16 protein-coding genes are annotated in these 15,782 nt (G+C 69.2%); 8 read left to right on the top strand and 8 right to left on the bottom strand.

Features of this window, described 5'->3' with window-relative positions:
* Positions 1–218: 218 nt before the first annotated feature.
* From HD594_RS10135 to HD594_RS10125, 3 genes are all read left to right on the top strand, one after another.
* Positions 219–536 (top strand): hypothetical protein, encoded by a 318-nt coding sequence (locus HD594_RS10135; protein ID WP_184750850.1) that lies wholly within the window; start codon positions 219–221, stop codon positions 534–536.
* Positions 537–570: 34 nt separating this feature from the next.
* Positions 571–1,494 carry a 5'-3' exonuclease gene (locus HD594_RS10130; protein WP_184750849.1) on the top strand — a complete coding sequence of 308 codons (924 nt, stop codon included), beginning with the start codon at positions 571–573 and terminating at the stop codon, positions 1,492–1,494.
* 82 nt (positions 1,495–1,576) lie between these two features.
* Positions 1,577–2,752, top strand: coding sequence for a sensor histidine kinase (locus HD594_RS10125; protein ID WP_184750848.1), 1,176 nt, complete (start codon positions 1,577–1,579; stop codon positions 2,750–2,752).
* Between the two features lie 4 nt (positions 2,753–2,756).
* Here HD594_RS10125 and HD594_RS10120 read toward each other — a convergent pair whose 3' ends face one another.
* From HD594_RS10120 to trpD, 4 genes are all read right to left on the bottom strand, one after another.
* Positions 2,757–4,025 carry an MFS transporter gene (locus HD594_RS10120; RefSeq protein ID WP_184750847.1) on the bottom strand — a complete coding sequence of 423 codons (1,269 nt, stop codon included), beginning with the start codon at positions 4,023–4,025 and terminating at the stop codon, positions 2,757–2,759.
* 97 nt (positions 4,026–4,122) lie between these two features.
* A complete protein-coding gene (locus HD594_RS10115; RefSeq protein WP_184750846.1) occupies positions 4,123–5,118 on the bottom strand; it encodes a PHP domain-containing protein in 996 nt (331 codons plus the stop codon).
* A gap of 28 nt (positions 5,119–5,146) precedes the next feature.
* Positions 5,147–5,656: an aromatic ring-opening dioxygenase LigA gene (locus HD594_RS10110; RefSeq protein ID WP_221446599.1), complete on the bottom strand. Its 510-nt coding sequence runs from the start codon at positions 5,654–5,656 to the stop codon at positions 5,147–5,149.
* Positions 5,657–5,738: 82 nt separating this feature from the next.
* Positions 5,739–6,800, bottom strand: a complete 1,062-nt coding sequence (trpD, locus tag HD594_RS10105) for an anthranilate phosphoribosyltransferase (protein WP_184750845.1) — start codon at positions 6,798–6,800, stop codon at positions 5,739–5,741.
* 176 nt (positions 6,801–6,976) lie between these two features.
* Here trpD and ctaE point away from each other — a divergent pair, with 176 nt between their 5' ends.
* From ctaE to HD594_RS10080, 5 genes are all read left to right on the top strand, one after another.
* Positions 6,977–7,618: an aa3-type cytochrome oxidase subunit III gene (gene ctaE / locus HD594_RS10100; protein ID WP_184750844.1), complete on the top strand. Its 642-nt coding sequence runs from the start codon at positions 6,977–6,979 to the stop codon at positions 7,616–7,618.
* A gap of 20 nt (positions 7,619–7,638) precedes the next feature.
* Positions 7,639–8,442 (top strand): cytochrome bc1 complex diheme cytochrome c subunit, encoded by an 804-nt coding sequence (gene qcrC, locus HD594_RS10095; RefSeq protein ID WP_184750843.1) that lies wholly within the window; start codon positions 7,639–7,641, stop codon positions 8,440–8,442.
* 40 nt (positions 8,443–8,482) lie between these two features.
* Positions 8,483–9,562 (top strand): cytochrome bc1 complex Rieske iron-sulfur subunit, encoded by a 1,080-nt coding sequence (gene qcrA / locus HD594_RS10090; RefSeq protein ID WP_184750842.1) that lies wholly within the window; start codon positions 8,483–8,485, stop codon positions 9,560–9,562.
* Complete coding sequence (qcrB, locus tag HD594_RS10085; protein ID WP_184750841.1) at positions 9,559–11,397, top strand: cytochrome bc1 complex cytochrome b subunit; 1,839 nt, start codon at positions 9,559–9,561, stop codon at positions 11,395–11,397. Before qcrA ends, qcrB begins: the two co-directional genes overlap by 4 nt.
* Before the next feature lie 89 nt (positions 11,398–11,486).
* Positions 11,487–11,909: a rhodanese-like domain-containing protein gene (locus tag HD594_RS10080; RefSeq protein WP_184750840.1), complete on the top strand. Its 423-nt coding sequence runs from the start codon at positions 11,487–11,489 to the stop codon at positions 11,907–11,909.
* A 231-nt stretch (positions 11,910–12,140) separates the two neighbouring features.
* Here HD594_RS10080 and HD594_RS10075 read toward each other — a convergent pair whose 3' ends face one another.
* The 4 genes from HD594_RS10075 to HD594_RS10060 form a co-directional block, all read right to left on the bottom strand.
* A complete protein-coding gene (locus tag HD594_RS10075) occupies positions 12,141–12,605 on the bottom strand; it encodes a cytochrome c oxidase subunit 4 (protein WP_184750839.1) in 465 nt (154 codons plus the stop codon).
* On the bottom strand, positions 12,606–14,339 hold the full coding sequence (gene ctaD, locus HD594_RS10070; RefSeq protein WP_184750838.1) for an aa3-type cytochrome oxidase subunit I: 1,734 nt from the start codon (positions 14,337–14,339) through the stop codon (positions 12,606–12,608). It lies immediately after the preceding gene.
* A gap of 2 nt (positions 14,340–14,341) precedes the next feature.
* On the bottom strand, positions 14,342–15,229 hold the full coding sequence (gene ctaC / locus HD594_RS10065; protein ID WP_184750837.1) for an aa3-type cytochrome oxidase subunit II: 888 nt from the start codon (positions 15,227–15,229) through the stop codon (positions 14,342–14,344).
* 159 nt (positions 15,230–15,388) lie between these two features.
* On the bottom strand, positions 15,389–15,754 hold the full coding sequence (locus tag HD594_RS10060) for a HesB/IscA family protein (protein ID WP_184750836.1): 366 nt from the start codon (positions 15,752–15,754) through the stop codon (positions 15,389–15,391).
* Between the last annotated feature and the right edge of the window lie 28 nt (positions 15,755–15,782).

Below are 15,782 nucleotides of genomic sequence, written 5' to 3'. Positions count from 1 at the left end.
GCGCGCCGGTGTGCGTGTGCGCCTACGATCACCGACCTGTGTGAACGCGACGCCAACGCGCAGTTGTCCGGTCGGCGACGCGTCGGTGAACGGATGCCTTCGCGGCTCGCGCCCTCTCGCGCCATGTACCTCGTGGCCGAGCCTCGCTGTGGAGAACCATCGCCCCTCGGAACGACGGGTGCGTAGAGTCGGCGGGTTGCCGACATGAAAGGCGCAGCATGGCAGACCTGCTCGTGGAGATCCACGTCCCGCTCATCCCCGCCGAGGGGGTCGGCGAAGACGACTACCCGTTCCCGTGGATCGAGACGATCGAGACCTTCCTCTTCGATCTCGAGGATGGCGATCGCGGGGAGATGTACGACGATGGCGAGGAGCTGGGCGGTGAGTATCTGTTCTTCGTCTGGGGAGCCCCCGAAGACGTGCTGATCGACGTCGCGCGTGACATCGCGAACCTCCGCGGCGTCCCCGAAGGCACCTACGCCCGGGTCAGCGACACGGGTGCCGACATGGGCGAGGGCCGCCGCGTCGCGCTGTGATGCTCGAGTCGTGCGGCACTGACAGACTGATCTCGTGACCGACCGCCTCATGCTTCTCGACAGCGCCTCGCTGTACTTCCGCGCCTTCTTCGGCGTCCCCGACACGGTGCGGGCGCCCGACGGCACGTCGGTCAACGCCGTCCGCGGGTTCCTCGACATCATCGCGAAGCTCGTCCAGACGTATGAGCCCACGCGGCTCGTCGCGTGCTGGGACGACGACTGGCGTCCGCAGTGGCGCGTGGATCTCATCCCCACCTACAAGACGCATCGCGTGGTCGAGGTCGTCGAGTCCGGTCCGGACATCGAAGAGGTGCCCGATCCGCTCGAGGCGCAGGTCCCCGTCATCCGGGCGGTGCTCGACGCGCTCGGTATCCCGATCGTCGGCGCCCCCGAGCACGAGGCCGACGACGTCATCGGCACGCTCGCCACGATCTCGGACGTCCCTGTCGACGTGGTCACCGGCGACCGGGATCTGTTCCAGCTCGTCGACGACGCCCGAGGCGTCCGCGTCATCTACACGGGCCGCGGCATGAGCAATCTCGAGGTCCTCACCGACGACGCCGTCCTCGCCAAGTACGGCGTGCACCCGTCGCAGTACGCCGACTTCGCGACGCTCCGCGGCGACGCCTCGGACGGCCTGCCGGGCGTCGCCGGCGTCGGGGAGAAGACCGCCGCGAAGCTGCTCGCCGAGCACGGGGACCTGGCCGGCGTCATCGCCGCCGCCGAGGCCGGCACGGGCATGACGGCCGGTGTGCGCAACAAGATCCTGGCGGCACTCCCCTACCTCGAGGTCGCGCCCACCGTGGTGCGCGTCGTGCGCGACCTCGCGCTCGATCCGCTTGTCCGTCCCCTGCCGTCGCTCGACGACGCCGCGCTCGCTCGCGCGAAGGATCTCGGCGACGCCTGGAACCTCGGCGGCTCCCTCGACCGAGCCGTCGCCGCGCTCTCCGGGCGCTGACGACCGGCCGCCACTCCCACCCGCCGGGACTGCGCCCGCGCGGTCAGACGTCTCACAGCGAGCGCGGACCTAACATCTATCCATGTCGGGTTCTCCTTGGGACGAGCCCGGACCGCGCACCACCCCGCGGCCCGCCGTCGCCGTCCTTCTGCCCGTCGTCATCTCGCTGGTGGTGCAGCTTGCTGCCGCGACCGCCTTCGCGCTGTGGACGACCGGGCCGCGGTACGTGCTGGCCTCGATCGCGCTCGCCGCGGCATCCGCTCTCGCGCTCCTCGCAACCCGGCGATGGCCGGGGCCCACCGTCGCGGTCGTCACGGCGCTCACCGCGCTCGGACTGCTCGTCCCGGCGATCGGCCCGGCGCCGTTCGTGGCGCTCGGCTTCGCGATCGTGGCCGCACTGGTCGGCGGGGCCCGGCTCTGGGCATGGATCTCGGTCGGCGTCGGATGGATGCTCGCGCTCATCGGCGGATCGCTCGCGGGAATCGAGTGGCATCCCGTCGTCGTCGCGGTCGCGACCCTGGCGATCGGGACGTGCTTCGCGATCGGCGAGGGTCTGCGATCCCGACGACGGCTCGACGAGGAGCGACGTGTGCACGCGTCGCAGCGCCGCCGCGCGGCCGAGCTCGACGAGCAGGACCGCATGGCGCGCGACATGCACGACGCGCTCGCCGACTCGCTCAGCCGGATCTCGGCCGAGTCGCGCGTCGGACTCGCGCGGTTCGACGACGACCCGGAACGCTCCCGCGAGGCGCTGACGTCGATCCGGTCCCTCAGCGCCGCCGGCCTGGACGAGGTGCGCGGCGTGCTCTCGTTCCTGCGCGGCGAAGAGGCCGGCGCCCCGGCCACGGCACCGCTCGTGCCGCTGCCGCAGCTGGCCCAGCTGCCCTCGCTCATCTCCGGGCGGAGCACCCTCGGACTCTCGGTCACGCTCGACGACGCGCTGCGCGGGGATCTCCCCGCCAGCGCCGTCCAGACCTCCGCCTACCGCATCGTGCAGGAGGCGCTCGCGAACATCGTGCGCCACTCGGCCGCGGCGACGGCGACGGTCTCGCTCGCGCGCGACGCGGGCGAGCACGGAGACCTCGTGGTCACCATCTCGGACGACGGCGTCGGCATCCCGCGCGAGATCCTCGAGCGCGCGGGCGTGCGGGGCATGCGCCTGCGCACGGAGGTCCTGGGCGGAACCCTCGAGATCGCCCCGGCGCTGCAGACCGGCACGGTCGTCCGCGCACGCCTTCCCTGGAACGCGCCGGCCTGACCGCTCAGCTGCCCGGGGAGGCCCGCACGGCGGCGACGAACGCCAGCGCCAGCAGGATGCAGTAGGCGATCGACACCACCAGCACGGTCGTCAGGGGCGCCGTCCACCCGCCGGTCAGCTCGAACATGGCCCCGAAGCCCGGCCCGGCCAGCGCCGCCATCGCGTAGCCGCCACCCTGGACGAGCGCCGACATGCCCGCCGCCTCGCCGTCGCTGCGCGCGACGCCGACGAGCGCGCCGAAGATGACGACGAAGCCTCCGGAGTGGCCGATCGCGCCGACCGCCAGCCACACCCACAGCAGCTGGGGCGCGACGAGCAGCCCCACAGCCAGCACGAGCCAGGACGCGCAGATCGCCGCCGGCGCGACGCCGCGCGGCGCGAATCGTGTCAGCAGCGGCACGACGAACGCGCCCACGATCCCGACGCCCTGGTACACCGACGACACGGCGCCGGCGGCCGCGGGGGCGAGTCCGAGCTCCTCCGCCGCGAACGTGGGCAGCCACGTCGACAGGCCGTAGTAGATCGTGGTCTGCCCGGCGAACGCGCCCACCAGCAGCCAGGTGACGGGGCGCCGGAGCCACGACGGACGCCGCCCGATGACGGTCGGGACCGGGCCGGTGATGGTCTGCGGGTCGAGGTCCATCCCGGGCGCCCCAGCCTCGGAGCGCCGCACCGGCATCCCCGAGTACCGGTCCTCGCGGCCCGAGCGCCGCATGTGCGCGGACCACAGCAGGATCCCCGCCACCGTGATCACCGACCACGCGAGCAGCGCCCAGGACCAGCCGATCACCTCGGCGAGCGGCGCCGTCAGCAGCGCCGTCAGGAGCGACCCGACGTTGAGCGTGGCGGCATAGCCGGCCGTGACCATGCCGACGTGCGCAGGCGGCACGTCGCGGCGGATGATCACCGGGATCACGACGTTCCCGATCGTGACCGCCGCGCCGATCACGAGCATGCCCGCCACCATCCAGGCGAAGCCCGGGAGCCCGCGGATCATCGTCCCGAGCAGCACGCCGATCAGCGACGCCAGGAGCGCGGACTCGGCGCCGGCGCGGCGGATCACCAGCGCCGCGAGGGGCGTCAGCAACGCGAACATGAGCACCGGCGCGGTCGTCATGAGCCCGGCCGCGGCCGACCCGATCCCGAGATCGGACTCGATGTCGCGCAGGACGGGGGTGACCGCCAGGATCGGCCCGCGCAGACTCAGCGCGGCCAGCAGCACGCCGGCGACGACGAGCCACGGCAGCGCCGCGCGGCGCGACGCATCCGTCACCGGCGCGGCTCGCACCCGTCGGCCGCCGGCCGGCACACCGCGAGACGGAGTGTCACGAGACCGGTGCAGGTGGAGTCCACCTCTCGAAACTACCGCCTCAGCGCGGTCGCCCCGTCCACGCGCGCAGCGCCGTCAGCTCCCACGTCGTCACGATCCGCTCGGCCGGGACGCCCGCCGCCTCGGCGCGCGCCGCCCCGTGGTCCAGTAGCGACAGCTGCCCGGGAGCGTGCGCGTCCGAGTCGATCGAGAACAGGCATCCGGCATCGAGCGCGATCGCGATGAGCTCGTCGGGCGGATCCTGACGCTCGGGCCGCGAGTTGATCTCGACCGCGACGCCGTGCGCCGCGCACGCGTCGAACACGGCGCGCGGATCGAACTGCGACGGCGGACGCGTGCCGCGCTCGCCCTGCACGAGGCGGCCGGTGACGTGACCGAGGACGTCCACCCTCGGATTCGACGCGGCGGCCACGAGCCGGCGGGTCATCGGCCCGCGGTCCATCCGCAGCTTCGAATGGACGGATGCCACGACGACGTCGAGCTCGTCGAGCAGGGCGTCCTCCTGGTCGAGACCGCCGTCGTCGAGGATGTCGACCTCGATGCCCGACAGCAGCGTGAAGCCGTCGCCGCTGAACCCGGGCAGGATCTCGAGCTGCCTCCGCAGTCGCTCGGGCGACAGCCCGTTCGCCACGCGGAGCCTCGGAGAGTGGTCGGTGAGGGCGAGATACTCATGCCCGAGCGCTCGCGCCGCATCCGCCATGAGGTCGATGGAGGTGAGTCCATCCGACCAGTCGCTGTGGCTGTGGAGGTCGCCGCGCAGGCGAGCGCGCAGTCCGGAGCTGATCTGGACGCCGGCGCGTTCCCGCAGGTCCGCGAGATACGTCGGAACAGAGCCCGCGAGCGCCTCCTGGATGACGGCGAAGGACGAATCGCCGATTCCCTTACGGCGGCGCAGTGATGCGGCATCCCGCAGCTCAGCCTCGCCGAGTCCCGCGATCGCGTCGGCCGCTGCCCGGAACGCCTTCGACTTGTACCGCGACGACCGCTCGCGTTCGAGGAGGGTCGCGATCTCGACGAGCGCGGCGTGCGGGTCCATCACCGCACGCCGCGCTCGTCGAGTGCGGTCACGCCGCGCTCGCCCGCTTGACGACGACGGGAGCGCTCGCCAGGCGATGGAGCGCCCAGCCGAACATGATCGAGAGGATGCCGATGCCCATCGCGAACGCCGCCACGCCGAACGAGACGACCGACGTGAACAGCGAGGCGCGCAGGAACGACGCGTTCATCAGCGTCGCGCGCACGGGATCGTCTTGGTCCAGTTGAGCGTAGGTCTGGCCGTCGGAGATCGCGAGCGAGTGGGTCTGGATGATGTCGGCCTGAACGTACGCGGTGAACGGTCCCGCCACCGTCGCACCCTGGAACGCGATCGCGTCCTCGGGAATCACGATCTTCTCGGCCTGCAGCTGGGTGGACACCACGATCCAGACCGCGATGCCGGCCACGATGAGGGCGATTCCGGCGATGATCCCCAGGATGCCGACCACCTTCACGCCGCCGAGGCTGCGCGCCGGGGCCTCGACGGCCGCCGGGCCGCCGGGTTCTTCTGTTCCGTCGGGGGTGGTGCTGTCTGACATGAGAGTTCTCCTCGCGTCGGTGAGCGTCTGATCGAGATCACGCTAGTGGCACCGAGCACACCCCCGGAAACCCCAGGGGGTTTCACCCCGCCAGTTCGCGCGTGGCCTCCGCCCAGGCCGCGAGCCTGGTCGCCGCGGCGCCGCTGTCGATCGCCTCGGCGGCGGCCTCCTTCGCCTCCGCCAGACGCTCCACGATCGGTCGCTGGACCTGCGAGACGTCCTGCGAGAGGCGGTACGCCACGATGCCCGCGGCGGCGTTCAGCAGCACGATGTCGCGCACCGCTCCGGACTCGCCCGCGAAGACGCGGTGGACAACCGCGGCGTTGTGCTGCGGGTCGCCGCCGAGCAGGTCGTCGATCCGCGCCAGCGGGATGCCGAGGTCGCGCGGATCGAGGTCGTGCTCGTGGACGTCTCCGCGGGTCACCTCCCACAGGCGGCTGTGGCCGGTCGTGGTGAGTTCGTCGAGTCCGTCGTCGCCGCGGAACACCAGAGCGGTCGCACCGCGGGTGCGGAAGACGCCCGTGATCAGGGGGACGCGCGCGAGCTGCGCCACGCCGACGGCGTTGGCCTCGGCGCGCGCCGGGTTGCAGAGCGGCCCGAGGAAGTTGAACACGGTCGGCACGCCGAGTTCGGCGCGCACGGGCCCCGCGTGACGGAAGCCCGGGTGGAAGGCCGCCGCGAACGCGAACGTCATGCCCACCCGCGACAGGGTCTCGGCGACCGCCTCCGGCGACAGCGACAGGTCGATCCCGAGCGCCGCCAGGACGTCGGACGATCCGGACTTCGAACTGGCCGCCTTGTTGCCGTGCTTGACGACGGGAACGCCGGATGCCGCGGCCACGACGGCCGACATGGTCGACACGTTGACGGTCCCGAACCGGTCGCCGCCGGTGCCGACGATGTCGAGCACGGCTGCATCCACCGGCAGCGGAAGCGCCGCTTCGAGGATCGCGTCGCGGAAGCCCACGACCTCGTCGATCGTCTCGCCCTTGGCGCGAAGAGCGATCAGGAAGCCGGCGAGCTGGGCCGGGGTCGCCCGCCCCGACATGACTTCGCGCATCGCCCACGTGGACTCGGCGACGCTCAGATCGCGCCCGTCGAGAAGGGCTGTGAGGAGATTGGGCCAGGTGTGCTGCTCCGCCATGGGTCAGAAGCCTAGCCGCGCCCGGCGCCGCGGATGCCGCCTGTGACACCTGCGCTTTCAGCGTGGTTTCGGGGCGTTCTTGGCGGACTCGCAGACTACTCGGAGCCTGTGCTCAGACCGCACCGAGGCAGAACAGTGGTCTCCGATGCGAGAATCACCCGCCGAGTTCGGCCATAATGGGGGACGTGACGACCTCCACTGCGACCTATTCCCAGGCGATGCGGTCCGTCAAGCGACCGGATCCGGTCGCCGTCGGGACCATCGTGTGGCTTGGCAGCGAGGTGATGTTCTTCGCGGGTCTCTTCGCGATCTACTTCACTCTTCGCAGCACCTCCCCTGAACTGTGGGAGAGCCGCACCGCGCTGCTGAACATCCCCTACGCCACGGTCAACACGATCATCCTGGTGCTGTCCTCGGTGACGTGCCAGATGGGCGTGTTCGCCGCCGAGCGATTCCAGCCGTACTCGACGAAGAAGCGCGGCTGGCTCGGATGGGGCATGGTCGAGTGGTTCTGGCTGACGTTCGCGCTGGGCGCGATCTTCGTCTCGGGCCAGGTGTGGGAGTACGCCCAGCTCGTCGCCGAGGGCATGCCCATCAGCGCGGACTCGTACGCGTCGGCGTTCTACCTCACGACCGGCTTCCACGCGCTGCACGTCACCGGCGGCCTCATCGCCTTCCTGCTGGTGATCGGGCGCGCCTACGCCGTCAAGAACTTCGGGCGCAAGGAGATGACGTCCTCGATCGTGGTGTCCTACTACTGGCACTTCGTCGACGTCGTCTGGATCGCCCTGTTCCTCGTCATCTACTTCCTCAAATGAGAGCGGAGCTGAAACCCCACATGGCACGAGCAACGAAGCGCCGCTCCCACGGACGCCGCAGCCCCTGGGCCGCCGCGGCTCTGATCGGCGTCGGACTGCTGATCACCGGAGGCGCCTACGCTGGCGCGTCCGCCGCCGTGGCCGCCACGAGCGAGCCCGCGACGGTGACCACCGCGCTGACCGCCGAGGACGGCGAGAAGCTGTTCCAGGCCAACTGCGCCACCTGCCACGGGCTCGATCTCGAGGGCACGGCCGACGGCCCCTCGCTGTACGGCGTGGGCGAGCTGGCGGTGCACTTCCAGGTGAGCACCGGGCGCATGCCGCTGCAGGCGCAGGCGCCGCAGGCTCCGCAGAAGCCGGTCCAGTTCACCGAGGAGCAGATCGAGGCGATGGGCGCCTACGTGCAGGAGGTCGCACCGGGCCCGAGCTACCCCGACGAGGAAGTCCTCGACGGCGGCGGCGACGTCGCCGAGGGAGGCGAGCTCTTCCGCATCAACTGCGCGATGTGCCACAACGTGGCCGGCGCCGGCGGTGCGCTCACCGAGGGCAAGTACGCCCCCGCCCTTCACACCACCACGCCGCTGAACATGTACGCGGCGATGGTGACCGGCCCGCAGAACATGCCCGTTTTCAACGACATGACGCTGACGACCGAAGAGAAGCGCGACATCGTCTCGTACCTCCTGTTCCTGCAGGAGAACGAGTCGGCCGGCGGCTTCAGTCTCGGCTCGCTCGGCCCGGTGTCCGAGGGCCTGTTCATCTGGATCTTCGGCATCGGCTCGCTGATCGCCATCACCGTGTGGATCACGGCGAAATCCAACTGAGCGACGAACCACACACGCAGCAGAAGTAACGAGGAGCACAATGGCACACGAGGAAGATCCGCTCGAGCACGAGAGGGCTTCTTGGCAGCCCTCCACCGGGCTCGCGGTAGCGGTCACCGACCCCGTGCACAACCCGGGGCTTCCACCTCACCGCGAGCGGATGACCGACCAGGACCCCGCCGCGATGAAGCGAGCCGTCCGCACGGTCTACACGCTGTTCTACATCTCGGTGGCGGCGAGCATCTGGGCCATCGCGGCCTACATGCTCTTCCCCATCGAGAGCGGCGCGATCGTCGACATCCGCTACAACAACCTGTTCATCGGCCTCGGCATCGCTCTCGCGCTGCTGGCGATCGGCATCGGCGCGATCCACTGGTCGAAGGCGATCATGTCCGACAAGGAGTTCGTCGAGCCCCGTCACGCCACGCGTGGCCGCGACACGACCCGCGAGGCTGCGATCCAGGCGTTCGCCGAGGCGAACGAGGAGTCCGGCTTCGGCCGCCGCGCCATGGTGCGCAACTCGCTCATCGCGGCCCTCGTCGCCTCGGTCGCGCCGGGAATCGTGCTGTTCCGCGGTCTCGCGCCGTTCAACACCCCGGCGAACCCCATCGCGGGCGACCCGGTCGCGCTCCTGAGCCACACGATGTGGGAGCCGGGCATGCGACTGGCGCACGACCCGTCGGGTGAGCCGATCCGCGCCGCGGACCTGACGCTGGGCTCTGCCGTGCACGTCATCCCCGAGCCGCTCGCCGAGGTCTCGCACAGCGAGGGATACCTCGAGGAGAAGGCCAAGGCCCTCGTGCTCCTGGTGCGTCTCCTGCCCGAGCAGCTGATCGAGTCCGACGAGCGCAAGGACTGGTCGTACAACGGCATCGTCGCCTACTCGAAGGTCTGCACCCACGTCGGATGCCCCGTGGCCCTGTACGAGCAGCAGACCCACCACCTGCTGTGCCCCTGCCACCAGTCGCAGTTCGACGTCACCGACGAGGCGAAGGTCATCTTCGGACCGGCCGCTCGTCCGCTGCCGCAGCTGCCCATCGCGGTGGATGACGAGGGCTACCTCGTCGCGCAGAGCGACTTCACCGAACCCGTCGGCCCGAGCTTCTGGGAGCGTCATTGAGTACCGCCACTGTCCCCGAGGGGCCGACGACACCGTCGGCTGACCGCGACAAGCCCCTGGGCGGCCGGTTCGTCGGCTGGGCGTCGAACTACATCGACGAGCGCACCAGCCTCTCCGGCATGATCAAGGAGCTGGGTCGCAAGATCTTCCCCGACCACTGGTCGTTCATGCTGGGCGAGATCGCCCTGTGGAGCTTCGTGGTCGTGCTGCTGTCGGGCACGTTCCTGACGTTCTTCTTCGACGCATCGATGACCGAGACGCACTACGAGGGCGCCTTCCTGCCGATGCGAGGCATCGAGATGTCGGCCGCGATGGCGTCGACCCTCGAGATCTCGTTCGACATCCGCGGCGGCCTGCTGGTCCGCCAGATGCACCACTGGGCCGCGCTGGTGTTCGTCGCCGGCATCGGCGTCCACATGCTCCGCGTGTTCTTCACGGGTGCGTTCCGCAAGCCCCGCGAGCTCAACTGGGTCATCGGCTTCGTGCTGTTCATCCTGGCGATGGGCGAGGGCTTCACCGGCTACTCGCTGCCGGACGACGTCCTCTCGGGCAACGGCCTGCGCATCATCGACGGCATGATCAAGGGCATCCCCCTGATCGGCACGTGGACCTCGTTCCTGCTGTTCGGCGGCGAGTTCCCCGGCACCGAGATCGTGGGCCGCCTGTACGCGCTGCACATCCTGCTGCTCCCGGCGATCCTCGTCGGGCTCCTGCTGCTGCACCTCATGCTGATGGTGATCAACAAGCACACGCAGTTCGCCGGCCCCGCGCGCACCAACAGCAACGTCGTCGGCTACCCGATGATGCCGGTCTACATGTCGAAGATGGGTGGGTTCTTCTTCATCACCTTCGGCGTGATCGTGCTGATCGCGTCGCTGTTCACGATCAACCCGATCTGGAACTACGGCCCGTACGACCCGTCGCCGGTGTCGGCCGGTACCCAGCCGGACTGGTACATCGGCTTCGCCGACGGCGCGCTGCGTCTGGTCCCGCCGCACTGGGAGTTCGTGTTCCTCGACCGCACGTGGTCGTTCAACATCCTCGTCCCGCTCGTCGGGCTCGGACTGTTCATCGTCCTGGTGCTCCTCTACCCCTTCATCGAGGCGTGGATCACCGGCGACAAGCGCGAGCACCACATCGCCCAGCGCCCGCGCAACGCGGCGACCCGCACCGCCATCGGCGCGGCCGGCGTCACGTTCTACGCGGTCCTGTGGGCGGCGGCGTCCTCCGACATCATCGCGACCCATTTCTGGCTGACGATGGAGGGCGTGATCCACACGCTGCAGGCGCTGCTGTTCCTCGGCCCGATCATCGCCTACTTCGTCACCAAGCGGATCGCTCTCGCCCTCCAGAAGAAGGACCGCGAGATCGCCCTGCACGGCTACGAATCGGGACGCATCGTCCGCCTCCCCGGCGGCGAGTACATCGAGGTGCACCAGCCGGTCGACGAGTACGAGCTCTACAAGCTCGTCGACATCGAGACGTACGCTCCGCTGGTGGTGCGCCCGAACGCGCGTGGCCGCATCGCGTGGCACGAGAACCTTCGCGCGTCCATCTCGCGCTGGTTCTTCGAGGACCGTCTCTCGCCGGTCACGCAGGCCGAGATCGAGGAAGCCCGCGCACACCAGGCGCACGCGCTCGAGCACCTCGCCGAGGAAGAGGAAGCCGAGATCCAGGCCGCGCACGAGCGCGCCGGCGTCCCCGACGCTCCGCACGTGCCGATCGACGACGGTCACAACTCCGAGACGGCGAACCGCCCCTCGAACGTGATCGTGCCCGAGCCCGAGCCCGGCACCAAGGCCCCGAAGAACCGCGAGAAGGACAAGGGCCAGTAGTCCGCTCCCCCCGCGAATCGGCAGGAATCGCACGGCGCCTGGCGCTCCTCGACACGAGGACGCCAGGCGCTTTGCCGTACCGTGGCGGCATGACAGACGCCCTCTCGCACTTCTCCGCCAAGCTCGAGCACGAGACCGACGCCTCGGACGTGTACGCCGCGCAGAAGGCCGGTGAGACGTTCGTCCTGGTCGACACTCGCGGCGAGGACGCATGGGCGCAGGGACGCATCGTCGGAGCCCTGCACATGCCCTATCGCGAGATCGCAGAGCGTGCGCCGCGCGAGCTCGATCCGGCCGTGCCGATCGTCGTGTACTGCTGGAGCCCCGGCTGCAACGCCGGCGACAAGGGAGCCGTCGAGTTCGCGAAGCTGGGCTACGCGGTCAAGCTCATGATCGGCGGCTACGAGTACTGGGTGCGCGAGGGCCAGCCGACCGAGAACGACTCCGGTCCCCTCCCCCGCGTCTTCGACCCGCAGGTGATGGTCGTGCGGGCCGCGCAGCCCGCCGGCTGAGCAGCCCGAGCTGGGCTGATGGCGTTCGGGCCCGGTTGGTGCTGGATGCCGCTGAGCGCGCTCTGAGCGGCAGAAGGCGCCGGCGACGTCCCTGAAGCTCTCCGGGGACTCCCGAGCGGTCCTGGGCGCATACAGCGCACGCGACCCGCACCCGTGGATTCCGCGCACACGAAGAAGCGCCGGCGCAGGCCCCGAGGGGCTGCGCCGGCGCTGTGCGCGGGATCCGGTGGATCAGCGCGCGAAGTATCCGCGGTAGTACTCGTACACCCAGCCGACGATCGCGACGATGAAGACCGCGAGACCGATCGGGAACATCCACACGCCGACCGCGAGGCCGATGATGCCGAGCGCTGCCGAGAAGGCGAGCACGAGGGGCCACCACGACCACGGGCTGAACTCGCCGAGCTCGGGGTCACCGTCGTCGATGTCGGCGGTGAGCACGTCCTCCGGCAGTTCGCCGCCCTGCGCCTGGTGCACACGGCCGACGTAGAACGCGATGAGGGCGCCCATCAGAGCCGTGAACAGGAGGGCGATCGAACCGACCCACTCGACGGAGAGGGTGAAGACCTCCCACCAGCTCATGCCCGGTTCGGCGACCGCGTCCCAGTGCGTGACGAGGTTCCAGACGGTGTAGATGACGAAGACGAGGAAGAAGAAGCCCGCGAGGAGCCACCAGAGACCCGTGTTGGTGCGCACTTACTTGTCCTTTCCGTCCGCGACAGCCATCGCGGGCACGGCCTCGGGGGCCGCCTCCGGGTGGTTGAGGTCGAACGCGGGCCGCTCGCTGCGGATGCGCGGGATCGACGTGAAGTTGTGGCGCGGCGGCGGGCACGAGGTCGCCCACTCGAGCGATGCGCCGTAGCCCCACGGGTCGTTGACGGTGACCTTCGCGGCGCTGCGCGACGTGATCCAGACGTTGAACAGGAACGGGATCATCGAGGCGCCCAGGATGATCGCGCCGATCGTCGACAGCTGGTTCTGCCACGTCCAGCCGTCCGCGGCCGAGTAGTCCGCGTAGCGGCGGACCATGCCGTCGACGCCCAGCCAGTGCTGGATGAGGAACGTCATGTGGAAGCCGATGAACAGCATCCAGAAGTGCACCATGCCGATGCGCTCGTTGAGCATGCGGCCGGTCCACTTGGGCCACCAGAAGTAGAAGCCCGCGAACATCGCGAAGACCACGGTTCCGAAGATCACGTAATGGAAGTGGGCGACGACGAAGTAGGAGTCCGACGTGTGGAAGGTCAGCGGCGGCGACGCCAGGATCACGCCGGTGAGGCCACCGAAGACGAACGACACCAGGAAGCCGAGCGAGAACACCATCGGGGTCTCGAAGGTCACCGACCCTCGCCACATCGTTCCGATCCAGTTGAAGATCTTCACGCCCGTCGGGACCGCGATCAGCATCGTCATGAGCGCGAAGTACGGCAGCAGCACCGCACCGGTCACGTACATGTGGTGCGCCCACACCGCGACCGACAGCGCGGCGATCGCGATCGTCGCGTACACCAGGGTCTTGTAGCCGAAGATCGGCTTGCGGCTGAAGACCGGCATGACCTCCGAGATGATGCCGAAGAACGGCAGCGCGATGATGTACACCTCGGGATGGCCGAAGAACCAGAACAGGTGCTGCCACAGCAGCACGCCGCCGTTGGCCGGGTCGTAGATGTGGGCGCCGAGCACGCGGTCGGCGGCGGCGGCCAGGATCGCGGCGGCGAGCACCGGGAAGGCCATGAGGATCAGGATGCTCGTGACCAGCGTGTTCCACGAGAAGATCGGCATCCGCCACATCGTCATGCCCGGTGCGCGCATCGTGATGATCGTCGTGATGAAGTTCACCGCGCCGAGGATCGTTCCGAAACCGCTCATGCCGAGCCCGAGCATCCACAGGTTTCCGCCCACGCCCGGTGAGAACGACGCATTCGCCAATGGCTGATACGCGAACCAGCCGAAGGCCGCGGCGCCCTGCGGGGTGAGGAAGCCGGCGACGGCGATGGTCGAGCCGAACAGGAACAGCCAGAAGGCGAAGGCGTTCAGACGCGGGAACGCGACGTCCGGCGCGCCGATCTGCAGCGGCAGGATCGCGTTGGCGAAGCCCGCGAACAGCGGCGTCGCGAACATCAGCAGCATGATCGTGCCGTGCATGGTGAACAGCTGGTTGTACTGCTCCTTGGTCGGGATGACCTGCATGCCCGGCTCGAACAGCTCGGCGCGGATGATGAGCGCCATCACGCCGCCGATCATGAAGAACAGCACCGAGGCGATCAGGTACATGTACCCGATCGTCTTGTGGTCGGTGGAGGTCATCCACTTGACGACGATGTTGCCCTTCTGCTCGACACGCGAGGAGCTGAGCAGCGCAGCCTGACGCGGCGGGAGCGTCGTCGGGCGGCCGGAGGATCCCTCCTGCAGCGGAAGCGTCGTCGCCATGATCAGTTCTCTCCCTCGGAGTCGGCGGAACCCGTGCCGGGCAGGTTCTGAAGACGATCGTATTCGGCGTCCACCGTGCCGGTCTGGCCGGCGGCGGCGAGGTCGGCGAGGTGGGCCTCGTACTCGGCCTCGCTCACGACCTTGACGTCGAAGAGCATCATCGAGTGGTACTGGCCGCAGAGCTCGGCGCACTTGCCGGCGTACTCGCCCTCGCGGGTGGGCGTGAAGGACCAGTAGTTGTCCTTGCCGATGTACATGTCCTTCTTGTACAGGAAGTCGACGATCCAGAACGAGTGGATCACGTCACGCGACTGAAGCTTGATCTGCACCGTCTTGTCGACCGGCAGGTAGAGCGTCGGCAGGTCCGAGATGATGTTGCCCTCGGCGTCGGTCTGGGCCTGGACGCCCATCTCGTAGACCGTGTCGGCGTCGCTGTCGCCGTTGTACTGGAAGTCCCACGACCACTGCTTGCCGATCGCGGTGATCGACACGTCCGGGTCGTCGTACTGCGTCTCGAGGATGACCTGGTCGCGCGCCGTGAAGGCGAAGAAGCCGACGACGAGGATCAGCGGCACGATCGTGTAGAAGATCTCGATCGGCATGTTGTAGCGCAGCTGCACCGGCAGGCCGCTCTGGCCCTTGCGGCGGCGGTAGGCGATCGCGGCCCAGCCCATGAGGCCCCACGTGACGACGCCGACGACGAGGAGCACGATCCAGGAGTTCGTCCACAGACCCGACACCATCTCGGTGCGGTTGGTCGTGGGGGCGGCGCCTTCCTCGAAGCCGGGCAGGTACCCGTTCAACTCGGTCGACGTGCAGCCGGCGAGGACGAGAGCCGCGGAGATCCCGACGGGGACCAGACCCCAGCGGAGAAGGCGTTTCGAGGGCACGGGCGCACCTTTCCAGTTTCGAAATGTGACTTCCGTCAGTCTAGGGCAACCTCCCACGCTATTCAGGCCAACCCCCCAGGTTCGGGCGCGGCGACATGCACGAGAAAGCGGCCCGGACCGCGCAGTTTGCGCAGTCCGGGCCGCTGAAGACGATTCGGCTCAGTGGAAGCTGTCGCCGCAGGCGCAGCTGCCGGCCGCGTTCGGGTTGTCGATCGTGAAGCCCTGCTCCGAGATCGTGTCCTTGAAGTCGATGCTCGCGCCGTCGAGGTACGGCACGCTCATGTCGTCGACGATCACCTCGACGCCGTCGAAGTCGGCGGTCTTGTCACCGTCGAGATAGCGCTCGTCGAAGTAGAGCTGGTAGATCAGGCCGCTGCAGCCGCCGGGCTGCACGGCCACGCGCAGTCGCAGATCGTCGCGTCCCTCCTGCTCCAGCAGGCTCTTGACCTTGAGCGCTGCGGCGTCGGTCAGGACGACGCCGTGCTCGCGGACGGACGTGTCGGTCGTCGTGGCGGTGTCTGTCATGGCACTCCTCCGGATGGGCCGCGGGCGC

This window comes from Microbacterium thalassium (assembly GCF_014208045.1).
GTDB lineage: Bacteria > Actinomycetota > Actinomycetes > Actinomycetales > Microbacteriaceae > Microbacterium > Microbacterium thalassium.
The sequence above is the reverse complement of the archived record's forward strand: the minus strand, read 5'-3'. Positions and strand labels throughout refer to the sequence as shown.